Source organism: Umezawaea sp. NPDC059074, assembly GCF_042738955.1.
In the GTDB taxonomy this organism is placed as follows: domain Bacteria; phylum Actinomycetota; class Actinomycetes; order Mycobacteriales; family Pseudonocardiaceae; genus Umezawaea.
In genome coordinates this window covers 49,103-72,617 of record NZ_JBHYHC010000043.1, presented here as the reverse complement: position 1 = coordinate 72,617, position 23,515 = coordinate 49,103, and the positions used below count along the sequence as shown (strand labels likewise).

At 71.1% G+C, this 23,515-nt stretch carries 22 protein-coding genes; 17 read left to right on the top strand and 5 right to left on the bottom strand.

What is annotated here, in order from left to right:
• The first annotated feature begins 293 nt into the window (after positions 1–293).
• Positions 294–2,153, top strand: a complete 1,860-nt coding sequence (locus ACFWW9_RS20960) for a glycoside hydrolase family 15 protein (RefSeq protein WP_390380164.1) — start codon at positions 294–296, stop codon at positions 2,151–2,153.
• Positions 2,150–3,175: a glucose 1-dehydrogenase gene (locus ACFWW9_RS20955; RefSeq protein WP_390380161.1), complete on the top strand. Its 1,026-nt coding sequence runs from the start codon at positions 2,150–2,152 to the stop codon at positions 3,173–3,175. The genes ACFWW9_RS20960 and ACFWW9_RS20955 overlap by 4 nt, the downstream gene beginning before the upstream one ends.
• On the opposite strand, the gene ACFWW9_RS20950 is transcribed toward ACFWW9_RS20955, so the two are convergent.
• The gene (locus tag ACFWW9_RS20950; RefSeq protein ID WP_390380158.1) at positions 3,172–5,838 is read right to left on the bottom strand and encodes a glycoside hydrolase family 2 TIM barrel-domain containing protein; all 2,667 of its coding nucleotides are present in this window, start codon (positions 5,836–5,838) and stop codon (positions 3,172–3,174) included. The genes ACFWW9_RS20955 and ACFWW9_RS20950 overlap by 4 nt on opposite strands.
• A gap of 154 nt (positions 5,839–5,992) precedes the next feature.
• Between ACFWW9_RS20950 and ACFWW9_RS20945 the strand changes: the two genes are divergently transcribed.
• From ACFWW9_RS20945 to ACFWW9_RS20915, 7 genes are all read left to right on the top strand, one after another.
• Positions 5,993–6,571 carry a DUF3558 domain-containing protein gene (locus ACFWW9_RS20945; RefSeq protein ID WP_390380154.1) on the top strand — a complete coding sequence of 193 codons (579 nt, stop codon included), beginning with the start codon at positions 5,993–5,995 and terminating at the stop codon, positions 6,569–6,571.
• Between the two features lie 231 nt (positions 6,572–6,802).
• A complete protein-coding gene (locus tag ACFWW9_RS20940) occupies positions 6,803–7,081 on the top strand; it encodes a hypothetical protein (RefSeq protein ID WP_390380151.1) in 279 nt (92 codons plus the stop codon).
• Between the two features lie 97 nt (positions 7,082–7,178).
• Positions 7,179–8,483 carry a PPE domain-containing protein gene (locus ACFWW9_RS20935; protein ID WP_390380148.1) on the top strand — a complete coding sequence of 435 codons (1,305 nt, stop codon included), beginning with the start codon at positions 7,179–7,181 and terminating at the stop codon, positions 8,481–8,483.
• A complete protein-coding gene (locus ACFWW9_RS20930) occupies positions 8,480–9,286 on the top strand; it encodes an ESX secretion-associated protein EspG (RefSeq protein ID WP_390380145.1) in 807 nt (268 codons plus the stop codon). Before ACFWW9_RS20935 ends, ACFWW9_RS20930 begins: the two co-directional genes overlap by 4 nt.
• Before the next feature lie 119 nt (positions 9,287–9,405).
• Positions 9,406–11,079, top strand: coding sequence for a glycosyl hydrolase family 28-related protein (locus tag ACFWW9_RS20925; protein WP_390380142.1), 1,674 nt, complete (start codon positions 9,406–9,408; stop codon positions 11,077–11,079).
• A 39-nt stretch (positions 11,080–11,118) separates the two neighbouring features.
• Positions 11,119–11,466: a sterol carrier family protein gene (locus ACFWW9_RS20920; protein WP_390380176.1), complete on the top strand. Its 348-nt coding sequence runs from the start codon at positions 11,119–11,121 to the stop codon at positions 11,464–11,466.
• Positions 11,467–11,485: 19 nt separating this feature from the next.
• Complete coding sequence (locus ACFWW9_RS20915; protein WP_390380139.1) at positions 11,486–12,433, top strand: pirin family protein; 948 nt, start codon at positions 11,486–11,488, stop codon at positions 12,431–12,433.
• On the opposite strand, the gene ACFWW9_RS20910 is transcribed toward ACFWW9_RS20915, so the two are convergent.
• Entirely contained in the window at positions 12,430–14,394 is a 1,965-nt protein-coding gene (locus tag ACFWW9_RS20910) for an alpha/beta hydrolase (RefSeq protein WP_390380136.1), read from the bottom strand. The genes ACFWW9_RS20915 and ACFWW9_RS20910 overlap by 4 nt on opposite strands.
• Positions 14,391–14,702 carry a hypothetical protein gene (locus ACFWW9_RS20905; RefSeq protein WP_390380133.1) on the bottom strand — a complete coding sequence of 104 codons (312 nt, stop codon included), beginning with the start codon at positions 14,700–14,702 and terminating at the stop codon, positions 14,391–14,393. Before ACFWW9_RS20905 ends, ACFWW9_RS20910 begins: the two co-directional genes overlap by 4 nt.
• 103 nt (positions 14,703–14,805) lie before the next feature.
• Here ACFWW9_RS20905 and ACFWW9_RS20900 point away from each other — a divergent pair, with 103 nt between their 5' ends.
• The 8 genes from ACFWW9_RS20900 to ACFWW9_RS20865 all read left to right on the top strand — a co-directional run bounded on the left by ACFWW9_RS20900 (position 14,806) and on the right by ACFWW9_RS20865 (position 21,268).
• Positions 14,806–15,540, top strand: coding sequence for a maleylpyruvate isomerase N-terminal domain-containing protein (locus ACFWW9_RS20900; protein WP_390380130.1), 735 nt, complete (start codon positions 14,806–14,808; stop codon positions 15,538–15,540).
• Positions 15,537–15,851 carry a hypothetical protein gene (locus tag ACFWW9_RS20895; RefSeq protein WP_390380127.1) on the top strand — a complete coding sequence of 105 codons (315 nt, stop codon included), beginning with the start codon at positions 15,537–15,539 and terminating at the stop codon, positions 15,849–15,851. Before ACFWW9_RS20900 ends, ACFWW9_RS20895 begins: the two co-directional genes overlap by 4 nt.
• Positions 15,852–15,953: 102 nt before the next feature.
• A complete protein-coding gene (gene purF, locus ACFWW9_RS20890) occupies positions 15,954–17,492 on the top strand; it encodes an amidophosphoribosyltransferase (protein ID WP_390380124.1) in 1,539 nt (512 codons plus the stop codon).
• 11 nt (positions 17,493–17,503) lie between these two features.
• Positions 17,504–18,598 carry a phosphoribosylformylglycinamidine cyclo-ligase gene (purM, locus tag ACFWW9_RS20885; protein WP_390380121.1) on the top strand — a complete coding sequence of 365 codons (1,095 nt, stop codon included), beginning with the start codon at positions 17,504–17,506 and terminating at the stop codon, positions 18,596–18,598.
• A 61-nt stretch (positions 18,599–18,659) separates the two neighbouring features.
• Complete coding sequence (locus tag ACFWW9_RS20880; protein WP_390380118.1) at positions 18,660–19,166, top strand: SigE family RNA polymerase sigma factor; 507 nt, start codon at positions 18,660–18,662, stop codon at positions 19,164–19,166.
• Positions 19,163–19,987, top strand: coding sequence for a hypothetical protein (locus tag ACFWW9_RS20875; protein ID WP_390380116.1), 825 nt, complete (start codon positions 19,163–19,165; stop codon positions 19,985–19,987). The genes ACFWW9_RS20880 and ACFWW9_RS20875 overlap by 4 nt, the downstream gene beginning before the upstream one ends.
• A 9-nt stretch (positions 19,988–19,996) precedes the next feature.
• A complete protein-coding gene (gene arfB / locus ACFWW9_RS20870; protein ID WP_390380113.1) occupies positions 19,997–20,425 on the top strand; it encodes an alternative ribosome rescue aminoacyl-tRNA hydrolase ArfB in 429 nt (142 codons plus the stop codon).
• Positions 20,426–20,458: 33 nt separating this feature from the next.
• Positions 20,459–21,268: a class I SAM-dependent methyltransferase gene (locus ACFWW9_RS20865; RefSeq protein WP_390380111.1), complete on the top strand. Its 810-nt coding sequence runs from the start codon at positions 20,459–20,461 to the stop codon at positions 21,266–21,268.
• Here the strand turns inward: ACFWW9_RS20865 and ACFWW9_RS20860 are convergent.
• Positions 21,265–21,948 carry a response regulator gene (locus tag ACFWW9_RS20860; RefSeq protein WP_390380108.1) on the bottom strand — a complete coding sequence of 228 codons (684 nt, stop codon included), beginning with the start codon at positions 21,946–21,948 and terminating at the stop codon, positions 21,265–21,267. The genes ACFWW9_RS20865 and ACFWW9_RS20860 overlap by 4 nt on opposite strands.
• Positions 21,945–23,507 (bottom strand): ATP-binding protein, encoded by a 1,563-nt coding sequence (locus tag ACFWW9_RS20855; RefSeq protein WP_390380105.1) that lies wholly within the window; start codon positions 23,505–23,507, stop codon positions 21,945–21,947. The genes ACFWW9_RS20860 and ACFWW9_RS20855 overlap by 4 nt, the downstream gene beginning before the upstream one ends.
• Positions 23,508–23,515 lie beyond the last annotated feature (8 nt).

The following is a 23,515-nucleotide window of genomic DNA, read 5'->3' as shown; positions in this document are numbered from 1 at the left end:
GCCTTGATCGGGCCAAAAGGCAGTGCCCGAAGGCCTGCCCGATCTCCAATTTTAAGGCCGAAATCCCCATGTCAAATCGGCCACGTTCCGTGGCCTGCGCCTGCCGGTCCCAGCGCGGTCACCGGTGTCTTGGTCTTGTGTCTTGGTCTTGTGTCTTGGTCTTGTGTCTTGGTCGGGAGTGTCTTGGTTGTCGATGTCTTCAACCGGGCGGCCGTTTTCGCCTGCCAGTTTGCTGGGGTGAACCTGTTGTGGCCTGCCGAGCCCTTGCGCTGTCCTGCGGTTAGCCTCGCGAGGTGGCACATGACAGTGGACCCGGTCGCATCGAGGACTACGCGTTGCTCTCCGATCTGCGGACCGCCGCCCTTGTTGGGCGGGATGGGTCTGTTGACTGGTTGTGCATGCCTCGGTTCGACTCGCCGTCTTGTTTTTCCCGGTTGCTCGGTGGTGAGGATGACGGGCACTGGCGGATCGCTCCCACGGCCGAGGTCGTTGCCACTCGGCGGCGGTACCGGGGGGACACGTTGGTGTTGGAGACCGAGTTCGGCACGGATGAGGGCACTGTGCGGTTGGTCGACACCATGCCGCCGGAGGCCACTGCTGATGACGCCGACACTCGTTTGGTCCGTGTGCTCGAAGGGGTGAGCGGGTCGGTCGAGGTGCGGCTCCAGTGGGTCGTGCGGTTCGCTTACGGCGATTCCGTGCCGTGGGTGCGGCGGTCTTCTCGCGGGGGCGACGAGTGCATCTTCGCTGTTGCCGGGCCGTCTGCGGTGGCGTTGTACGGGGATCGGTTGCCGTACCGGGTCGCTGGTAAGCGGGCGCACGAGGCCGTGTTCACCGTGGACGAAGGGGACACGCTGTCTTGGGTCATGGAGTTCTCCTACTCGCCGGACCAGCCGCCCGCGAAGGTCGATCCGGTGGCCGAGGTGCGTCGGTCCGAGGCGTTCTGGCTGGACTGGGCTGGTGATCTTGGGTACCACGGGCCGCACGGGGACGTGGTGCGGCGGTCGTTGATCACGTTGAAGGGCCTCACGTACGCGCCGACCGGGGGGATCGTGGCGGCTCCGACGACGTCGTTGCCGGAGACGTTCGGTGGTGAGCGCAACTGGGACTACCGGTACTGCTGGCTGCGTGACGCGACGTTGACGCTGCTGGCGCTGGACAACTTCGGGCGGTCCGGTGAGGCGGAGGCGTGGCGGCGCTGGTTGCTGCGCGCGGTCGCGGGTGATCCGGCCGACCTCCAGATCATGTACGGGCTGTCCGGTGAGCGGCACCTCGTCGAGTGGGAGGCCGACTGGCTGCCCGGCTACCTGGGTGCGAAGCCGGTCCGGATCGGCAACGCGGCGTACCGGCAGCTCCAGCTCGACGTGTACGGCGAGGTCATGGACGCGCTGCACCTGGCGCGGGAGCGCGGGATCGCCGAGTCCGCCGAGTCGTGGGCCATGCAGCGCGGCATGATGCGCCACCTGCACAAGATCTGGGAGCTGCCCGACAAGGGCCTGTGGGAGGTGCGCGGGCCGGACCGGCACTTCACGCACTCGCGGGTGATGGTGTGGGTCGCGTTCGACCGGGCCGTCCGCGCCGTCGAGCAGCACGACCTGCCCGGCCCGGTGGAGGAGTGGCGCGAGCTGCGCGACCGGGTGCACGAGGAGGTGCTGGCGAAGGGGTGGAACGCCGACCTCGGCGCATTCACCCAGTTCTACGGCGGCACCGAGCTGGACGCGTCGACGCTGCTCATCCCCGCCGTGGGGTTCCTGCCCGGCGACGACCCCCGCGTGCTCGGCACGATCGAGGCGATCCGCCGGACGTTGAAGCACGGCGACCTGGTCGACCGGTACGACACCGACCCAGGGCAGTCCGAAGTGGACGGTCTGACCGGCGAGGAGGGCTCGTTCCTCGCCTGCTCCTTCTGGTTCGTGGACGCGCTGGCCCTGTCCGGGCAGCGGGACGAGGCGGTGGCCATGTTCGACCGGCTGGTCGGCCTGGTCAACGACGTCGGCCTGCTGGCCGAGGAGTACGACGCCCGCACCGGCCGGATGTCCGGCAACTTCCCCCAGGCGTTCAGCCACCTCGCGCTGGTCAACAGCGCGGCGGTGCTCTACGGCCAGGGTCACACCCGCGAAGAACGCGACCGCCGCAACGGAGGAGCCCGATGAAGGCCGCACACGTCGTGCCCGGCAAGCCCGAACTGGCCGAGGTGGTCGAGTGGGACGAACCCGTGCCCTCCGATGGCGAGGTGCAGGTCGAGGGCCTGCTGGTGGGGATGTGCGGGACGGACGTGGAGATCGTCCGCGACGGGTTCGGCACCCCGCCGCCCGGCAAGACCGGGTTCGTCCTGTTCCACGAGTCCCTCGGCCGGGTCGTGGCCGCGCCGATGGGCGGCGACCTGGCGCCCGGCGACCTGATCGCGGGCGTCGTGCGCAGGCCGGACACCGTGCCGTGCTCGGCGTGCGCCGTGGACGCGTGGGACTTCTGCCAGAACGGCAAGTACACCGAGCGCGGCATCAAGGAGCTCGACGGCTACGGCATGCAGAAGTGGAGCGTGCCGCCGAAGTACGCGATCAAGCTCGACCCGACCCTCGGCGACCTCGGCGTGCTGACCGAGCCGACGTCGATCGTGGCGAAGGCGTGGGAGCAGGCGCTGCTCAACTGCCGCCGCGCCCACCTGGTCCCGCGCACGGTGCTGGTCACCGGCGCGGGCCCGATCGGCCTGCTCGCCGCCCTGCTGGCCGTGCAGCGCGGTCTGGCGGTTCACGTCGTCGACCGCGCCACCGCGGGCCGCAAGCCCGACCTGGTGCGGGGCCTGGGCGCGACCTACCACTCGACCGTGGACACGGTGCCCGAGGTGGACGTGGCCATCGAGTGCACGGGCGTCGCCGAACTGGTCTGGGAGGCCGTCCGCCGCGCCGCCGTGACGGTGCTGACGGGCCTGTCCGGCGACCACGGCACGTTCCCCGCCGAACGCTTGGTGCTGGACGACCTGGTGCTGCACAACCGTTCCGTCGTCGGCTCGGTCAACGCGGGCCTCGCCGACTGGCACACCGCGGCCGACGCCTTGGCCGCGGCCGACCGCACGTGGCTCGGCGGCCTGATCACCCGCCGGGTGCCGCTCGACCGCTTCGTGGACGCGATGGAGCGGCGGCCCGACGACGTGAAGGTGGTCGTCGACCTGGCCTAGCGGACCGGCGCGGACACCACCGCCTTCGGCACGTTGTTGCCGGACACCTCGACGCTGGGCGTGGCGCCGCCCAGGTCGGAGGCGCGGTACTCGGCCTTCAGGGTGGTGGACTCGCCGGGCCACAGGGTGACGTAGTTGTCGGTCCACCTCGCGGGCAGGACTTCCGCGCCGCCGGTGCCCTTGCGGACGGACGCGCGCAGGAAGAACGCGACCGCCTTGTCCGTGGCCGTGTTGGTGACGGTCACGCTGGTGGTGCGGTTGTCACCGGCGGCCGCGGTGGACGCGGTGACGGAGACCTTGCCCTGCTTGAGGGACCCCAGGCCCTTCAGATCGGCGTAGCCGGTCTGCGGCGTGTGGTACCAGGTGGACGCGTCGTAGTCCAGGGTGTCGGCCTTGGTCGACAGCCAGTAGACGTTGCGGTCGACGACCTTGCCGCTGCCGTCCTTGAGCAGCAGCCGGGTGAAGTAGGTCGTGCTCAGGCCGCTCGGCTGCGGTAGCGCGCCGACGCGCACCGAGGCGTTGCCCTTCGCCGTGACGGGCCTGGCCTCGTCGGCCTTCTGCGTGCCGTCGGCGTTGAAGACCGTCACCTGGACGTTGAGCCCGGACACGTCCTGGAGCCCTGTGTTGACGACGGCGAGCGACTTGTCGTCGTAGGAGTACTGGACGTGCAGCGGCCGCATCGCCGTCTTCGCGCCGAAGTACGAGCCGCCGGTGGCGAGGTAGTAGTCGTACAGGTGCCAGTACACCGTCGGCCACGCGTTGTTGAGCATCCAGTAGATGACCCCCGTCGACGGCTTGGACGCGTCGGACCAGTTGCGGCCGAACGCCTCCAGCTGGGCGCGGTTCACCTCGTAGTTGGCCAGCTGCGCCTTGCGGACGAAGTCCTCGACGCCCGAGGGCTTGCCGTACCGGTTGTCCAGCGCCGTGCCCCAGAAGGACAGCTTGCTGAAGTTGCCGGACGGCGCCAGGTGGAACTGGGCCGCGTTGTAGTCCAGCAGCGAGGTGATCTCCGACTGGGACAGGAACTTCTTCAGCTCGTCCAGTTCCGGGATGGTCGCGCCGGGGCCGACCTCGGAGGCGAAGCCGGACGCGCCGCCGAGGCGCTTGTCGTACCAGTAGTTCGGCGGCACCCACCAGTACGGGCCGTCCATCTTCATGCCGGGGTCGCCGAGCTGCGGCGAGCTGTGCGCCGCCGCCGACGAGATCACCGGCAGGTTCCACTCCGCACGGGCCAGCGCGTCCAGGTAGATCTTCTCCACGGCGGCGGGCGGCGCGTTGTCGCTGCCGATCATGAAGCCGATCATGCTGGGGTGGTTGCGGATCCGCTTCGCCTCGCTCTCCGCAGACTGGCCCGCGACCCGGTTGTCCTCGGCGTCGAACGAGCCGTAGTTCTCCCACTTCGAGCAGCACTCCCACCCGGCCAGGACCATGATCCCCAGCCGGTCGGCGGTGTCGTACAGCTCGTCGTTCTCCGGCTTGCCCTCCAGCCGGATCGTGTTCATCCCCATGTTCTTCACCAGCGCCAACTGGTCGTCGATCCGCTTCACGTCGGTGCGCAGGAACAGGTCCGACGCCCAGCCGCCGCCGCGCACGAGGAACGGCTTGCCGTTGACCTCGAACGTCCGTCCGCCCTGGTTGATCCTGGAGGTCACCTCGCGGACGCCGAACGTGGTCCGCGTCGCGTCCGACTCGACGCCGCCGACCTTCGCCGACAGCGTGGCCGTGTAGAGCGGTTGGCCGCCCATCTGGAACGGCCACCACACCTGCGGCTGGCTGAACTTCAACGCCGGGGTGTTCGACGGCGTGAAGCTGACCGTCCTGGTCTCCTTCGCCGCCAGCGTCACGGTCTGCTTGAAGGTGACCGAGCCGATCGCGCCGGACACCTCGGTCGTGACGGCGGATCCGGTGTTGTTGCGCGCCTCGGCCTTCACGGTGATGTCGGCGGTCGCGAGGCTCGGCAGCGGCAGGTCCGTCGTCACGCGCGGCGTCCGCAGCGACACCGGGCCGCTCTGCGCCAGCTGCACGTCCCGGAACAGCCCCTGGTTGCGGTCCGGCGGCAGCTGCGACCAGTCGATGAAGTGGATCGCCAGGTCGTTCGCCGGGTCCGACGGGAACGCCTTGATCGCCAGCGCGTTGTCCCCCTTGCGCAGCAACGACGTCACGTCGAAGTCGTAGTTCGGGTACGCCCCGACCACCTGGTCCGACCCGGCGACCTTCGTGCCGTTGAGCCACACCTCGCCGCGGGAGATCACGCCGCCGTTGAGCTTGAGGAACGTGTTCACGCCCGCCTGCGGGTCCGCGGTGAACACCTTGCGGTACCACCACGGCACCTTGAAGTCCGCCGCGTTCACGGCCTTCAGGTTCGTCGAGTAGTTGACGTCCGGGTACTTGCCGTTCGCGATCAGCCCCGCCAGCACGGTGGACCGCGCGGGCACCGGCAGCCAGCCCGTGTCGCCGTAGGAGGGCGACGAGATGGCGTCGCCCGCCTGGGTGGCCTTGGCGCTGCTCTGGAGGCGCCAGTCGGGGATCGTCGCGGTCTGGCCGGGGGTGGCGTTCACCGCCAACGGTGCTCCGGGCTCGGGTCCGGCCGTGGCGGACGTGCCCGGCACCACCAGCGCCAGGCCCAGGGCCGCCACCAGCAGACCGACTCGTGAGCGCAGCATGCTGCTCCTCCGCGGTAGGTGTTCGCACGGCGGCGGGCCGTTTTATCGTAAAGAACGTTTCCTTTTTAGGGGTGCCACGGCAATGCGCCGCGCGGGTGACTGCGGATTCCCGAATCGACACTCTCCGTGATTCGCCATCCGCTACGTTGCCCCCATGCGGAGTCACCGACACCGGGCCGCGGCGCTCCTCGCGGTCGCGGTCCTCCTCGGCGGATGCTCGGAAACCACGCCGGGGACCGCGTCCGCCGGACCGACCTCGACGACTTCGGCCCCGACCACGAGCACCAAACCGTCGACCACGCGCCCGAAGAAGGTCGACCTCACCGGCGTCGACTCCTGCTCGTTGCTCTCCGACGCGCAGAAGCAGCAGTTCGACCTGGTGAAAACCCCGGCCAAGCTGAAGTCCTCCGCCTACGCGGACGCGACCCTGTGCAGCATCAACTCCGGCGATTTCTCCTACGGCGTCGGACTGGTCGCCGCGGCGAAGAACGGGATCGGGGAGTACGCGTCAGGCGTGGAGAAAGGGGAACTCACGCCGATGACCGTGGGCGGTTTCCCGGCGCTCACCGGGAAATCGACGACGCTGCTGCCCAGTTGCGTGGTCTACCTGGACGTCTCGGACGGTCAGATGATCGATCTCGGCGTGGACAGCACGAAGGTCCCGATGGACGAACTCTGCGTCCGGGCCGGGAAAATTGCCGAGGCAATCATCCAAACGATCAGCGCACGGTGAGCACACCCTGAGTAGAACTGCGCGAATACCAGTGGAACCGTCGCGGCGCGTCGTGCATCGGAGTTAAAGTCGTCTCAATTGCACTCACTGGGGTAAGTGCAGCACTGAGGGAGGGTTGCCGTGTTTCTCGCGGATGGTGGTGGAGGTTCGGCGCAAGCTCCGCTTCCCGACTACAGCGGGTCGAGTCAGGGCCTGAAGATCGAACCCTCGGCCATTCCCGCAGCTCGCAAGGTGTTCGAGGACGCCATCACGGTGCTCGACGCCCAGCTGAGGGACACGAAGGTCGCGCTCGAGGCCAAGCAGTGGGCGCAGGACCCGGTCAGCAAGGAGACCGCGGAGAAGTTCAACCGCGACACCTTCTCGGCCGGTGACTCCGCCGCGCTCACCGCGATCATGGCCTACCGCGAGCAGCTCGACGGCGTTGTGACTCAGCTCACGCAGATCGAGGCCACGTACCGCCGGGTGGAGGGCGACAACGTCGCCTCCTGGGGACGCGTCAACCCGGCGTGAACCGTTCGACACGAACTCGCACGACCGCACCTGAGGGGGCGAAGAACTTATGGGTGATCACCGCTGGCGCGGTTACTCCCACGAAGAGCTGCACAAGATGATCAACAGTGGGCCGGGGGTGGCCGCCTCGATCCCGCTCGAGGACAAGTGGGCGGCGCTGTCGGAGACCCTGGGGCAGATCGACACGTCCATCCACGAAGGACTCACCAAGGTCGGCGCGAGCTGGGAGGGCGCGTCGGCCGAGGCGGCGACGGCGGCCCTGTCGCCGCTCGCGGCGTGGGCGACCGACGCGGGCCAGGGCGCGGACACCATGAAGGCGTCGGCGCACCTCCAGGGCGGCTACATCGCGGACGCCCGCAAGGAGATGCCCGAGCCGGTGAAGGTCGTCACCGAGGCTCCGTCCACGGGGGACAAGGTGCTCGGCGCGCTCGCCGGTCCCGTGGGCATCATGCACGTGGTCAACCAGCAGAACGACCACGAGGCCGAGGAGGCCGCTCAGGACAACGCTGAGCAGAAGGCCATCACGGTCATGAACAACTACCAGTCCAACAGCGAGTGGAACAGCGACACGCTGGGGCAGTTCGTGCCGCCGCCGAAGGTCGTGATCGACACCCCGCCGCCGAGCGGCGCGGGCACGTACAACAGCACGAGCGCGAACTACGTGAGCACGTCCTCGTCGGCCTACACGCCGTCGGGCGGTGGTGACGGCACCACGACCACGTCGTGGACGCCGCCGCCGTCCACCCCGCCGCCGGTCGGCGCGACCCCGGTCGTCACCGGTGGCACGACGAACCCGACGTGGACGCCTCCGCCCTCGCAGCCGCCGGTGACCCTGCCGCCGGTGCAGCCGACCCCGCCTCCCGGCGGCGGTCTGCCGCAGCCTCCCGGCGTGTTCCCGCCCGGCACCGGTCCGGTCCGGCCGCCGGTCAAGGGCGGCCCCGTGCCTCCCGGTGGTCTCCGGCCCGTCGCGAACGGCCCCGGCGGTCGTCCCGGCGCGCCCGGCGGCTTCCGCCCCGGCGGTCCTGGTGGCCCCGGTGGTCTCGGTGGTCCCGGTGGCACGGGCGGAGCCAACGGCCCCGGTGGTCGTGGCGGCTTCGGCGGCGTGCCCGGCGGTCCCGGCCAGGGCGGCGTGGGCGGTCCGAACGGTCCCGGCGGCCAGTTCGGTCGCGCGGGCGGCTTCGGTCCCGGCGGTGCCAACGGCGGCTTCGGCCCCGGTGGCGCGAACGGTCCCGGCGGCCGTCCCGGCCAGGGACCCGGCGGCATGGGCGCGGGCGGTCGTGGGGGCGACGGCGAAGAGGACGGCGAGCACAAGATCGCCGACTACCTGGTCGAGACGGACGACGTGTTCGGCGACGACCGGATGGTCGCACCGCCCGTGATCGGGGAGACACCGCAGCAGTGACGTACTTCGGGGGGCCGGTGGAGAGGGAGCCGGTAGTCCTCTCCACCGAGGAGTTCGACGTCGTGTGGGAGCACCTGCGACTGGGGCCGATGCCCCTGGTCATCAAGGTGCCCTCACCGGGGAAGAGCGAGCGCGAACGCCGTGACCTGGAACTGCGGGTCTGGCACGCGCTGGAGTCGCGGGGGCTGGGGCGGCCGATCGGGCTGCACCCGGAGTTCGACCACCTGATCAGGATGTTCGTCCGTCCCGAGCGCGAGATGGACGCCAGGGTGTGGATCGGCCGGAGCGTCCGCGTCCTCGCGGTCGCGAACGGCGACTTCGGCGCCGTGGCCACGCTGGCGGGCGACCGGATCACGCTGCAACGAGCAGCGGGGTCCGGTCTGCCCGCCGCGGTCGTCGGCGCGCTGCCGCAGCACCCGGCCGGGACCGGCCACTCGGTGACCATGCCGAGCGCCGACCTGGAGGCCGCGGTGCAGAAGTCCGACGGCACGCCCAAGAGCCTGGAGCAGTCGCTCCGGGAGCACGGCGTGCGGGACGAGGACGCGAAGGCGCTGGTCCGGATGTTCACCAACCTCGTGCACACGGGGAACTTCGGCGCGGCGGCCCGCGACCGCTACGGCAAGCGCCGCCGCCCGGAGCGGGTGGTGGCGTTCTTCGACACCGAGGACGGCCGCTACCTGCAACAACGCCGTGTTTCGGCGGGGAGCGAACCCTGGAGCACGTTCACCCCCACCGACCTGCGTAGGCTGACCCACCAGCTGGACGAGTTGCTCGCGGAAGCCGTGCGCACCGCGAAAGGCTGACCGTTTCGGGCCCGTGCCGCAGGAGTGCCACGGGCCCGAACTCGTCCCTGGTGCTCGACCGGTCGATGCGGTTTGATCACCCTCACCGCTGCCGCCCCCTTGCACGAGGAGACGGCGACATGACCATCGAGCGCAGGCGCTTCCTGATCGGCACCGGGATCGGCCTGGCCCTCGGGGCCCAGCTCGGCCCTTCGGCGCACGCCAGCGCCGACCGGCAGCCTTCCGGGGTGAAGGCCGCCCTGTGGCGCGAGTTCGCGGCGAACCCGTACGACCACCCGCAGATCCCCAACGTGGCCTTCGCGGGCTACCGGACCGGGGAACGGCCGCCGCGCCTGCCTGTTCGCGCGAACGTCCTGCACTTCGGCGCGCGGAAGGACGGGTCGGCGGACGCGTCCGCGGCCATCAACCGGGCGATCGAGGCCGTGGGCAAGCACGGCGGCGGCGCGGTCCTCCTGCCCGCCGGGACCTACCGGATCGACGACATCGTGCGCATCGGCTACGACAACGTGGTGCTGCGCGGCGCGGGCAGCGGCCGGACGGTGCTGCACGCGACCCGGTCGTTGGAGGAGGTCGTCGGCATCAACCGCAGTCGCTACGGCAGCGAGAACTCGGCGTGGAGCTGGAGCGGCGGGCTCGTGTGGGTGTGCCACCGCGACCGCTACCAGCCGTTGATCGACGCCATCAAGGCGCACCGGTGGCCGTTCGAGGGGTGGACCGGCAACGAGGGGGACGTCGGCGAGGACCTGACCGCGATCACCGAGGCCGCTCCGCGTGGCGCGTTCACGATCACCGTGGCCAACGGTCGCGCACTTCGTGCGGGCCAGCGCGTGCTGCTCAAGCTCGACGACGACGGCCAGTACGGGCTGCCCAGGCACATGTCCGGCGACGTCGAGGGCACGGCGGCGTACGACTGGAAGACCAAGACGAAGCTGCTGACGTACTTCCCGTTCCAGTGGCCGGTGCGGATCAAGTCCGTGCGGGGCAACAGGGTCCGCCTCGAACAGCCGCTCCCGCTGGAGGCTCGGCTCGCGTTCAAGCCCCGGCTGACGACGTTCGGTCCGGTGATCACGGGGTCGGGCGTGGAGGGGATCACCATCGAGATGGTGAAGACCGCGCGGCCGAAACACCTGCTGGACAAGGGGTACAACGGGCTGGTGTTCCAGTGCGCGTGGGACTGCTGGGGCGACGACGTGTCCGTTGTGGACAGCGACAACGGGTTCCTGTTCGTGTCCAGCAAGGGGATCACGCTCACCCGCTCCCGCGTTTCCGGGCGCGGGCAGCACCACTCGTACGCGTGCCGCGAGCAGTCGCACGACAACCTGGTGCAGGACTTCGCCATCGGCGCGTTCACCGAACCCCCGACGCCCGGCTCGAACCACCACGGCATCAACGTCGAGGGCCTCTCCTGCGGCAACGTCTGGTCGCGCGGGCGGATGGAGGCGGGCACGTTCGACACCCACCGGGGCCTGCCGTTCGGCAACGTCCGCACCGAGGTGACCGTGCTCAACGACGGTCAGCACGGCGGCAGCGCCGACGCGGGACCGTTGTACGGGGCCAGGTTCGCGCACTGGAACGTGACGATCACCAACGCCCGCGCGGGCTGCGTGAAGATCGACACCGTGGCCCCGGCCAGCGCCACCGTCGCGATCTCGGAGTGCACCGAGTTCGGCCAGATCGACAAGCCGGACTTCACCGGCGCACTCGGCTCGCGGATCGAGCTGTACGGCAGCACGGACGTCCGGCCGGCGAACCTGCACGCGGCGCAACGCGAACTCCGCGAGCGCCACGACTAACCTGGTCGGGTGCCCTCGAAAACCGTTGACCCGAAGGAGATGCGCGCCGCGGTGGCGGCCGTGCTGCCCTGGCTGGAAGGCGACGCCGACCAGCCGGACCGGCCCGTGCTCGCCGCCGCGGTGCGCCTCAGCCTCCGCACGCTGGAGCAGGATGCCCCCGGCCGCAGCGTCGAGGTGCGCGTGCCGCCGTTCGCCGCCGTCCAGTGCGTGGCGGGCCCGAGGCACACCCGCGGCACGCCGCCGAACGTGGTCGAGACCGACCCCCGCACCTGGCTCGACCTGGCGACCGGCAGGCTGACCTGGGCGGACGGCGTGGACGACGGCCGGATCACCGCGTCCGGAAGCCGCGCCGACCTGTCCGCGCTGCTGCCCCTGCTGCGGTTCTAGCACTCGTACCATTCCGGGCATGAGCAACGCGGAAGCGAGTCCCGAGGTCGTGCCCTGCGAGTCGACGCGCTCGGCCCCCCAACTCCTCCTCCCGCGCCTCGTCCCGCTCGGCGGCCCCCGCGCCCAACCGGTCCGGCGCACGCTCCCGCAGCGCAGCCGTTCGCTCATCGGCGCGTGGTGCTTCATCGACCACTACGGCCCCGAGACGCCGAGCATGGCCGTCCCCGGCCACCCCCACACCGGCCTGCAAACGGTGTCCTGGCTGTTCGCGGGCACCATCGAGCACCGCGACACCGTGGGCACGACGTCGCTGGTCAGGGCCGGTGAGATGAACCTGATGACCGCGGGGCGGGGCATCGCCCACTCCGAGTACGCCACCGCCGACTCCGACGTGCTGCACGGCGTCCAGCTGTGGGTGGCGCTGCCCGACCGCGACCGCTTCACGGACCCGCGCTTCGAGCACCACGTGCCGACCCCGAAGACCGTGGGCGACGCGCGCGTGACGGTCTTCCTCGGCAGCGTGCTGGGCTCGTCCTCGCCGGTCGCGACCAGCACCCCGCTGCTCGGAGCCCAGCTCGACCTGCCCGCGGGCGCTCGCCTGGTGGTCGACGTCGACCCCGCGTTCGAGCACGGCGTCCTCGTCGACAGCGGCGACGTCGAGGTCGACGGCGCACCGGCGACCGACGCCCAACTCCTCTACCTGCCCACGGGCGCGACGACCCTCACGATCACCGTCGGCGACCGCCCGGCCCGCCTGCTGCTGCTCGGCGGCGAGCCGTTGAACGAGCGCATCGTCATGTGGTGGAACTTCATCGGCCGCACCCACGACGAGATCGACCGCTTCCGCACCGAGTGGCAGACCCAGACCACGGCGGCCGAAGGCCCGTACGGCACATTCCCCACCGCGTGGACGTCAGTGCTGCCGGCCCCGGAACTCCCCAACGCCAGGCTCAAGCCCCGCGACTAGAACCACGACCCGATCGCCTTCACCGCACCGGCGGCCCCGTCGTACACGTCCCGCCCGAACTCGGCCACGTTCCCGACCGTCCCGACCACGATGTCCCCGGCGTCGTTCACCAACTCCATCCCGGTCCGCGCCGCCCCGTGCCCGGCCTCGGACCAGTTCCCGGAGAACAGGTCCCCGACCACCCGCCCACCACCCGTGACGACATCCCCGACCAGATCCGCACCACCAGCGCCGACATCGCTGACCAGGTCGATCACCGGCCCGACACCGGGCAGGTCCGACCCTGGCAACGACGGCCCGACCGGGCTGTCGTACCACTTCTGCGACGTCACCGACCCACCATCGCCGGTGGCGATCTTGGCCAGGTTGGCCACGGACTCGCTGCCATCCCGGTAGTACTGGGAGTGCGCGCCACCCAGGTGTGCCGACTCGGGCGTGCCGAACACGGTCGCCCCGAACGCCTTGTCGTACGGCCCGGTCGACTTGCCGTCAGCCGTGAACCAGTCCGAACTCGTGCCCTGCACAACGGGATCGTGCTCGGTCGCCCCCGCGTAGACGTGGCCCGCGCCAACGGAGAGCTGACTCGCGTTCGACGCCCCCACGCCAGGCGAACCGACGAACGCGATGTCATCCGCCGCCAGCCCGTTCAGGCCGGCGTAGCCGACGGTCGTGCTGCCGTAGGAGTGCCCGATCACCGTCAGGTGCTGGTCATCGGTGGCGGCGGCCCGGTAGCCGTTGACGTCGGCGACCAGGTTCTGGCCACCTTCCTTCGCCAACTCGGGACTGCCGACCTCGCCCGGAGTCCAGCCGGGAGCGTCGTAGCCGAGCCACTGGATGGTGGCGTTGCCGTCCGCGCCCATCTGGTTGCGCAGGTTGGCGGCCTGGTCCACGGAGAAGCTGTCCAGCGTCGACCCGGTGCCGGGAACGCAGACCGCCAGGTTCTTGGCGGTGTCGGGGTTGCCGTAGGCGATCGCCATTCCACCATCACCGCGCGGCCCGTACGGGTCGTAGGCCATCACCCGGACGTCCGAGTCCGGCCAGTCCCTCTTGAAGGCGAGTTTCTCGGCTTCCTGGATGCTCTTCTGCGCTCCTGCGGCGTTCTCGGCCTTGGTCGCCGCTACTTGGCGCTGCTCCATGAGCGACGCGTACTGCGGGTCGTTGAGCAGCTTCGTCTGCCCGTCGGAGGTGCTGGGGTCGATGCCCAGCGCGGCTGCGCGCTCGGCCATCGCGGTGTCCAGCCGGTCGCGCTCGGCACCGAAGCGCTGGGCGTCGTCGGCGATCCGGGCGCGGTTGGCCTGGTCGAGGACGGCGGACGGGAGTCCGCGCAACTGGCCGAGTTCCTGGAACTTCGACCGCAGCAGCTCGTCCTGCTGCTCCTTGGTCAGCGACTTCCACCACGCCGCGACCTGCTTCGGGTCGGTGCCGGGACCGGGGACCGCGGCGGTCGTCCGCATCGCCGCGACGGTCCTCACCCAGCCGGGATCGGCTTTGGCGGTCTCCTCGAAGCCGGGCCTCACCTGCTTCAACGCCGAGGCGTAGGACCGCAGGACCTGCTCGTACCCGTTCTTGACGTTGCTCAGCGACGAGTTGACCCGCTCGGCGAGTTCCACGGTCTGCTGGGCGTCCAGCAGCGGAGAGCGGCCGCGCCACACCGCGATGACCTGGTCGGCGCTGCCCCGCATCTGCGAGTACGCGCGGGACGCGGCCTGGACGACGTCGACTCCGACACCGAGCCGTTCGGTCGCGACGGTCGCGGACTTGGCGGACAGCTCCGCGCGGGCCCCGAACTTCCCCGCGGCCTCACCCGTCCAGCCCGACTTCGCCGTCGACCCGCCCGAGGTCACCGAGTCACGAGCGCGGCCGACCGCGCTGATCGCACCGGTGATCGGGTCCGACGCGGCGGTGATCCGACCCGCGTCACCGGCCGCGAGCTGCCCGTAGAGGACTTCCGGGTCGTTCATCGGGCATCACCGATCTTGCGGAAGGTTTCACGTGAATCGTCGTCGAGGCGGAAGTAGGTGTCGGCGTTCTCGACCAGTCCTTCGCCCGCGTCGCGGTACCAGGCCGCGCCGCGCCGCAGGTCTTCGGACTGCTCGGCGGTGTACTTCGCCAGCGCGTCCGCGAACTCGGCCGCCGCCGGAACCTCTCCGAGCGCCCCCGCGTCAAGGCTGAGCATGGAGAGGAGTTCAGCGCCGTCGCCGGTGGCGTCCGCTCCGTCGTGGAAGCCCTTCGAGGCGCTCCGCAACGCCTCTGGTTGCACACCGAACACGATTTCCCACCCTTCGTGACACCGACAGCCTGCAGTGCGACGCGCCCGAACACCGGCCGGTTCCGGCACGATGACCAAGAACGACCGAACCAGGAGGCAGCACGTGCCAGCAGGATGGACGACGCAGCGGTGGACCGAGGTCTTCCTTGACCAGTCGGCGATGTTCCGCGAAGCGGTCGCGGAGGCCGATCCGACCGCGAACGTCCCCAGTTGTCCGGGCTGGACCTTCGCGGACCTGGCGGTCCACATCGCCCGTTTCCTGGAGACCTCGCTGGAGTACCTGCGCACCGGCAGCACCGTCCAGCTGAAGCCACCGCCCGCTCCGGTCGGCGCGTCGCCGATCGAGTACCTGGACGCCCAGCTCGCCGACGCCGCCGAGGTGCTTCCCCTGGTGCCGGGCAACCGCCCCACGTGGACCTTCTCGCCCGCCGCGCCCGATCTCGCCTGGGTGTGGCACCGCCGGATCGCGCATGAGCTGGACTTGCGCCGGTGGGACGCCCAGGCCGCTCTCCGGCAGCTCGTGGTCGGCGACGCGGACCTCGCGGCCGACGGCATCGACGAGGCTCTCGGCACCCTCCTGGCCGCCAAGTACACGACCGACGTGCCGCTCCGGGTGAGCGGGACCGTGATCGTGCGCTGCACGGACGTGCCGGAGTCCTGGCACGTCCGGCTCGCTCCCGGCGAGGTGCCGGACGTCCGGGCCGCGGCTCCCGGCGAGGTGGCCGACGTCGAGGTCGACGGCGAGGCGCAGCTGATCCACTACGGGCTTTGGGGACGCTTGCCGCTCAAGTCGGTGGGCGACGAGGCCCTCCTCCGCGCGGTGAGGATGGATCGATGAGGAAGCTGTTCCTGCTGCTCCCGGTGGTGTTGCTGCTCGGTGGCTGCTCCAGCGAGTGGAGCGGGGAGGTGCGGTTCAAGGTCCGCGAGATCGGGAAGATCAGCAGTGGACCGCTGGTCGCGCTCGACGTCGACGGGGACGCTCCCGAGGGCCTGACCGGGCGGATCACCGCCGAGACCGCGACGCCCGACCAGCTGCCCGCCGACGTCAAGCCCGGTGACCTGGTCGTCTGCCAGGTGAAGCAGCACGACGACAACGGTTTCGACGGGGGCAACACGAAGACCACCGTGGGGCCGTGTCGGCGGGCTTGAGGGTGCGTTTCGTCACGTCAGACCCTGGTGGATGGGGTGGGTTCACCCCATGTTCGCCGTACACTCGTGGTGCCGACCGACATCGTCGCTAGGGAGCACTCGGTGGTCACCGACCAGTCAGACGCCGGCCGCACAACCACCCCACCTGTTGACACACTGGACTCGGACCCGCGCGAAGAGTGCGGTGTGTTCGGTGTGTGGGCCCCTGGCGAGGACGTCGCCAAGCTCACCTACTACGGCCTCTACGCCCTCCAGCACCGCGGCCAGGAAGCCGCGGGCATCTCGGTGGGCGACGGCAGCCAGGTCGTGGTCTTCAAGGACCTCGGACTGGTCAGCCAGGTGTTCGACGAGCAGGTCCTCCAGTCCTTGAAGGGCCACGTGGCCGTCGGGCACTGCCGGTACTCCACGACCGGGTCGACGACGTGGGAGAACGCGCAGCCGACGTTCCGCACGACGGCCGCCGGGAGCGGGCTCTCGCTCGGCCACAACGGCAACCTGGTGAACACCGCCGAGCTGCTGGAGCGCGCGCAGAAGCTCGGCATCACGTCGCGCAACGGCGCGACGACGGACTCGGACCTGGTGTGCGGGCTGCTCGCCGCCACGGCCGCCGACATCGGCATCGAGCAGGCCGCGCTCGAACTCCTGCCGACGCTCAAGGGCGCGTTCTGCCTGACGTTCTCCGACGAGAACACCCTGTACGCCGCCCGCGACCCGCACGGGGTCCGGCCGCTGGTGCTGGGGCGCCTCGAACGGGGCTGGGTCGCCGCGAGCGAGACGGCGGCGCTGGACATCGTGGGCGCGTCGTTCGTCCGCGAGGTCGAGCCCGGCGAGCTGATCGCGATCGACGAGAACGGCCTGCGGTCCACGCGGTTCGCGACGCCGGAGCCCAAGGGCTGCATCTTCGAGTACGTGTACCTGGCCCGGCCGGACACGACGATCTCCGGGCGCGGCGTGCACGCGACCCGCGTGGAGATCGGCCGTCGCCTGGCGGCCGAGCACCCGGCCGAGGCGGACCTGGTCATCCCGGTGCCGGAGTCCGGCACGCCCGCGGCGATCGGCTACGCGCAGGCGTCCGGCATCCCGTACGGGTCCGGCCTGGTGAAGAACGCCTACGTCGGCCGGACGTTCATCCAGCCGTCGCAGACGATCCGCCAGCTCGGCATCCGGTTGAAGCTGAACCCGCTGCGCGACGTGATCCGCGGCAAGCGGCTGGTGGTCGTGGACGACTCGATCGTGCGCGGCAACACCCAGCGCGCGCTGGTCCGGATGCTGCGCGAGGCGGGCGCCCTCGAGGTGCACGTCCGGATCGCGTCGCCGCCGGTCAAGTGGCCGTGCTTCTACGGCATCGACTTCGCCTCGCGCGCGGAGCTCGTGGCGAACGGCCTCGACCTGGACGGCATCCGCCGCTCGGTCGGCGCGGACTCGCTCGGGTACGTGTCGCTGGAGCAGCTGATCGCGGCGACGGAGCAGCCGAAGACGCGGCTGTGCAGCGCGTGCTTCGACGGCGACTACCCGATCCCGCTGCCCGCGGACGCGCTGATGGGCAAGCACCTGCTGGAGGGCATCAAGGGAGTAGCGGGCTCGGCGGCTCCGGTCCTGCCCACCGGGTACGGTGCCGAAGACGCCCTGCAAAGGCCCTGACACCCCCCACGATGGAGCACGTTGACGTGAGTGCCGAGACCGACAACGCCAAGGCGACGTACGCCGCGGCCGGAGTGAGCATCGCCGCTGGGGACGAGGCGGTGGAGAAGCTCAAGCCCTGGGCGGCGAAGGCGAACCGGCCCGAGGTGCTGGGCGGCATCGGCGGCTTCGCGGGCCTCTTCCAGCTCAAGCTCGACCGCTGGAAGGAGCCCGTGCTCGCGGCCTCCACGGACGGCGTCGGCACGAAGATCGCCGTCGCGCAGGCCATGGACAAGCACGACACCATCGGCCACGACCTGGTCGCGATGGTCGTGGACGACCTCGTCGTCTGCGGTGCCGAGCCGCTGTTCATGCAGGACTACATCGCGGTCGGCCGGGTCGTCCCGGACCGGATCGCGGCGCTGGTCAAGGGCATCGCCGAGGGCTGCGTCCTGGCCGGGTGCGCGCTGCTGGGCGGCGAGACCGCCGAGCACCCCGGCCTGATGGGCGACGACGACTACGACATCTCCGGCACCGGCGTCGGTGTCGTCGAAGCGTCGAAGATGCTCGGCCCCGACCGGGTCAAGCCCGGTGACGTCGTCATCGGCATGGGCTCGTCCGGCCTGCACTCCAACGGCTACTCGCTGGCCCGCCACGTGCTCCTGGAGATCGCCAGGATGCCGCTGGAGGGCCACGTCGAGGAGTTCGGCCGCACCCTCGGCGAGGAGCTGCTGGAGCCGACCCGCATCTACGCCAAGGACTGCCTGGCGCTGGCCGCCGAGGCCGAGGTGCGCACGTACGCGCACATCACCGGCGGCGGCCTGACCGCCAACCTGGCCCGCGTGCTGCCCGCGGGCGTGCGCGCCGACCTGGACCGCGGCACCTGGACGCCGGACCCCGTGTTCGCCCTGATCGCCCAGCGCGGCCGGGTCGAGCGCGAGGAGATGGAGAAGACGTTCAACATGGGCGTCGGCATGATGGCGGTCGTCTCCCCCGAGGACGTCGACCGCGCACTGGCCGTGCTGACCGCCCGCCACGTGCCCGCGTGGGTGCTGGGCGAGGTCAACAAGGCCGACGACGCCGACGCGCCGCGCGCGACGCTCGCCGGGGACCACCCCCGCTTCTGAGCCCGAGGCAACCTCCCCGGTCGTCGTCCACGTACAGGACGACGACCGAGGGGAGGGGCCCGTGGGAGATCGCGACAGCGAGTTCTCCGAGTACGTGGACGCCCGCGCGCTGGTGCTGCGGAGAACCGCGTACCTGCTGTGCGGTGACTGGCACCGCGCGGAAGACCTGGTGCAGACCACCTTTGCCAAGCTGTACGTGGCGTGGCCGCGACTGGCGCGTGGCGGCGGCGTCGACTCGTACGCCCGCAAGGTGCTGGTGCACGTGTCCGTCGACGAGTCCCGCCGCGCCTACCGGCGCCGCGAGCAGACCGTCGACCGGACTCCCGAGCAGCGCGACGCCGCCACGCGACCGGAAGACCGGGTCGACGTGCTGGCCGCGCTGGACAAGTTGCCTCCAGGGCAACGTTCCGTCCTGGTTCTGCGGTACTGGGAGGACCAGTCCGTCGCCGAGACCGCGCGACTGCTCGGCAGTTCGCAGGGCACCGTCAAGAGCCAGGCGTCCAAGGGGCTGGCCGCGTTGCGCGTCCTGCTCGGCACCGACCAAGCGGCAGTGGGGGACCAGCGATGACAGACGACGACATCAGGACCGCGTTCGGCTCGGTCTTCACCGACGAGCCGCCGCTGGGCGTCCACTCCGCCGAGGTGCTCCGCAAGGGGCGAGGGCGACTGCGCAGGCGCCGGGCCGCGCTGGCGGGCGGGTTCGCCGCCGTCGTGGCCGCGGTGGTGGTCGGCGGCTCCCTCCTGCCGGGCCCGCGGGAACTGGTCTCGGCGGCCCGGCCCTCTCCCGACCGCGCGGCGGGGCCGTGCAGCACGGGGCCGGAGTCGTCGACCGCCCCCGCCACCCTTCAGGGTTCGACCGCCCCCGCCGCGACCACCCTTCCGGTGAGGCCGTGCGAGCCCACGACCGCGGAGCAGGCGCAGGCGCTGACCGGCCTGCTGACCCGCGTCGGCGTGCTGCCGTCGGAGTTCACCCTCCGGGGCGCCGACGACTCGCCGGTCCTGTTCGTGGAGAGGCGGGGGGAGTACCTGCTGACCGCCGACCTGGTCGCCCCGGACGGCCAGGAAGGCGCTCTCACCGTGCTGGTCGGCGGCCTCAGCTCCGGCGACTCCCGCCCGAGTTGCCAGCCGCCCGCCACCTGCGAGTTCCGGACGGTCGACGGGGAGACGCTGCAAATCACCACGAGGCCGTTCGGCTCGGCGGGCGAGGTCCTCACCATGGTCTACCACCTGAGCGCCGACGGCTCCCAGGTGTACGCCTCGACCTCGAACGTCTCGTCCAGGGCGTCGGGGGCGACCGGCAAGGCCCGCACGCCGCCGAGCATCGACCACCAGCCCCTGACGGTGGACCAGCTGGTAAAGCTGGTGACCTTGCCGGGCCTGGAGTTCTAGGCTTGTGCCGTGGCTGACGACTTGACCGTGACGCGGACGCTGGTGCTGCCGGCGGCCGAACTCCGCGAACGGTTCTCCAGGTCGGGTGGCCCCGGTGGCCAGGGCGTGAACACGGCGGACAGCCGGGTCGAACTCAGCTTCGACCTGGCTGCCTCGCCGTCCGTGCCGGAGTGGCTGCGGAACCGGATGGTCGAGCGGCTGGCGAACCGGCTGGTGGACGGCGTGCTCACGGTCGCCGCCAGCGAGCACCGCGCCCAGCTCCAGAACCGGCAGGCCGCCCGCGGGCGGATGGCGAACCTCCTGCGCGAGGCCGCGGCCGCCCCGCCACCGGTCCGCCGCCCCACCAAGCCCAGCCGCGGCTCGAAGGAACGCCGGATCGCCCAGAAGAAGCGCCGCGGCGTCACCAAGCGCGGGCGCAGCGGCGGGTTCGACGACTAGTCGCGGTCGAGCCGGTGTCGTAGCGTCGCCGGTGTGGCCGAACTCGTCGGTGTGCAGAAGACGCTCAGCCCCGTCCTGCGGGCCAAGGCGCTGGACAACCGGCTGCCGAGCCCGATCCTCGGTGACGAGCTGGCCGAGCGGACCATGCGCCTGCTCGACCCCGAGTACGACAAGCGCCCGTTCGGCACCAGTCAGCTGGGGCTCGCGGCCGTGGTGCGGGCCAAGGTCCACGACGACTGGGCGCGGTCGTTTCTCGCTGAGCACCCGGACGCCGTGGTGCTGCACCTCGGCTGCGGTCTCGACGCGCGGGTGTTCCGGCTCGACCCGCCCCCGACCGTCGATTGGATCGACCTGGACTACCCCGCGATCGTCGAGCTACGGCAGCGGTTCCTGCCGGAGCGGGAGCACTGCGCCCTGGTCGGGTCCAGCGTCACCGACCTGACCTGGCTCGACCGCGTGCCCCGCGGCAGGCCGGTGCTGGTGATCGCCGAGGGGCTGGTGCCCTACCTGACCGAGGCCGAGCTGCGACGGCTGCTGACGGGCGTCGTCGACGCCTTCCCCAGCGGTCAGGTGCAGGTCGACACCGTGTCGGTCTGGGCGTGGCGCACGTCGAAGTGGGATCCCACCCTGCGCAAGTACGGCACCCGGTTCCACTGCGGTTTCGACGATCCGGCCGTGCTCGCGGACTGGCACCCGAGGCTCCGGTACGTCGACGAGGCCCCGATGAACGACTCGCCGGTGCTGCTGGCCAAGGCGCCCGCGAACGTCCGCCGCGCGTACCGCGTCCTGAACCTGGTGCCGGGCATGAGGAAGTCCACCCGCATCGCGCGGTTCCGGTTCTAGCGCGGGTCGCCCAGCCACACGTACTGGCGTTCGGGCCGCCCGGTCCCGCCGTAGCGCAACCGGACCTCGGCCTTGCCGATCCCGACGAAGTACTCCAGGTACCGCCGCGCGCTCACCCGCGCCAGTTCCGTCACCTCGGCGCACTCCGACGCCGACAGCCCGTCCAGCCTGCCCCGCAGCGCCCGTTCCACGAGGGTCGCGGTCTGGGCCGTCAGCCCCTTCGGCAGCACCGGGGCCGCGCTGCCCGGTCGCGCCCCGAACACCTGGTCCACGTCCGCCTGCCCGGCCGCCGCCAGCCGGTCCAGCTTCCGCCGCAGCGCCGCGAAGTGCTCCAGCTGGTCGCGCAGCGCGGAGAACTCGAACGGCTTGATCAGGTAGTGCAGGACCCCGCCCCGCATGGCGCTGCGCACCGTGTCCACGTCCGTGGCGGCGGTGATCACGATGACGTCAACGGCCGCGTCCCCCTGGGCCCGCAACGTCCGCAGCACCTCCAGCCCGCCGACGTCCGGCAGGTAGATGTCCAGCAGCACCAGGTCCGGCCGCAGCTCCCCGACCAGCCGCACCGCGTCCGCCCCGGTGTGCGCCACGCCCACCACCGAGAACCCCGGCGTCCGCGACACGTACCCGCTGTGCACCTTCGCGACCATGAAGTCGTCGTCCACCACCAGCACCCGGATCACGCGGGCACCTCCCTCGGCAGTCGGGCCGTGAACACCGCGCCGGAGTCGTTGTGCACCCGCACGCTCCCGCCCCGCCGCAGGCACGTCTGCCGGGTCAGCGCCAACCCGAGGCCGCGCTGCCCCTGTTCGGCGGCCTTGGTGGTGAACCCGTTCTTGAACACCTCTTCGGCGATCTCCGGCGCCACGCCGGGCCCGGAGTCGCGGACCTCCACCAGCACCGCCGAGTCGGACTCCGACACCGACACCGAGATCCACCCCCTGGCGTTGGCCAGCGCGTCCAGCGCGTTGTCCACGAGGTTGCCCAGCACCGTCACCAGGTCCGTCGACAGCTCCTCGTCCACCTCGTCCAGGTGGCTGTCCGGGTCCATCCGCAACCCCACCCCGCGCTCGGCTGCCAGGCTCGACTTCGCGATCAGCAGCGCGGCCACGGCCGGGTCCAGGATGCGCGACCCGACCTCGACCTGCCACTGCCCCTGCGCGGAGCTGATCCGGTGCACGAACCCGCGCACCTCGTCGTACTCGCCGAGCTCGATCAGGCCGGAGATGGTGTGCAGCCGGTTGCTGAACTCGTGGGCCTGCGCCCGCAGGGTGTCGGTGGCGTGCCGGTTCGCGTCCAGCTCGTTCTGGAGCACCAGCAGCTCGGTGCGGTCCCGCAGCGTCACGACCGACCCGACCTCCACGCCGTGCACGGCGATCGGCATCCGGTTCAGCGTCAGCACGGACCCGGCGCGCAGCACGAGCTGGTCCGCCCCGGTGGCCTTGCCGGTCAGCACGTCCTGCAACCGGTCGTCCAGCTCCAGGTCCGCCACCGCCCGCCCGACGCAGTCCGCGGGCAGGTCCAGCGACTCGCGCGCGTGGTCGTTGGCCAGGGTGATCCGGTGCTGCGGGTCGAGCCCGACCACGCCCTCCTTGATGCCGTGCAGCAGCGCTTCCCGGTGCTCCACCAGCGAGGTGATCTCCCGCGGCTCCAACCCGAGCGTCTGCTTCTTCACCCGCCGCGTGAGCAGCACCGACCCGACCACGCCGATGGCCAGCGCGACCCCGAGCAGCCGCAGCGCGTTGCCGGGCGAGTCCAGCACGCCCTCGAAGAACCCCGGCGAGTCCTGGCCCGCCGCGACCAGCCCGATCACCTCGCCCCGGTCGCTCATCACCGGCACGTGCGCCACCAGCGCGCCGTGCAGCTCGCCGACCCACGACCGTCCACTGAGGGCGGTGCTGTCCCCGATGTCCAGCGCCGCACCGACTTGCGCCGGGTCCGGTGACGTCAGCACCCGCCGCGAGGCGTCGGTGATGATCACGTAGCTGGCCCCGGACAGGCTGCGCCCGCTCTCGGCGAACGGCGCCAGCGCGTAGTGCCGCAGCGGGTCCTCCAGGCTCAGCCGCACGCCCGCGGTCGCGGCCACGTCCTCGGCCACGGAGAGCATCCGCCGTCCCTCGGTGGTGGCGAAGTTCGCCCCCGCCTGGACGACGGACAGCGCGCCCACCGAGCACAGCAGGGCCACGACCACTACCAGTTGCCAGGCGAGCAGTTGCCTGGCCAGCGATCCCCGACCGCCCATCGACCCTC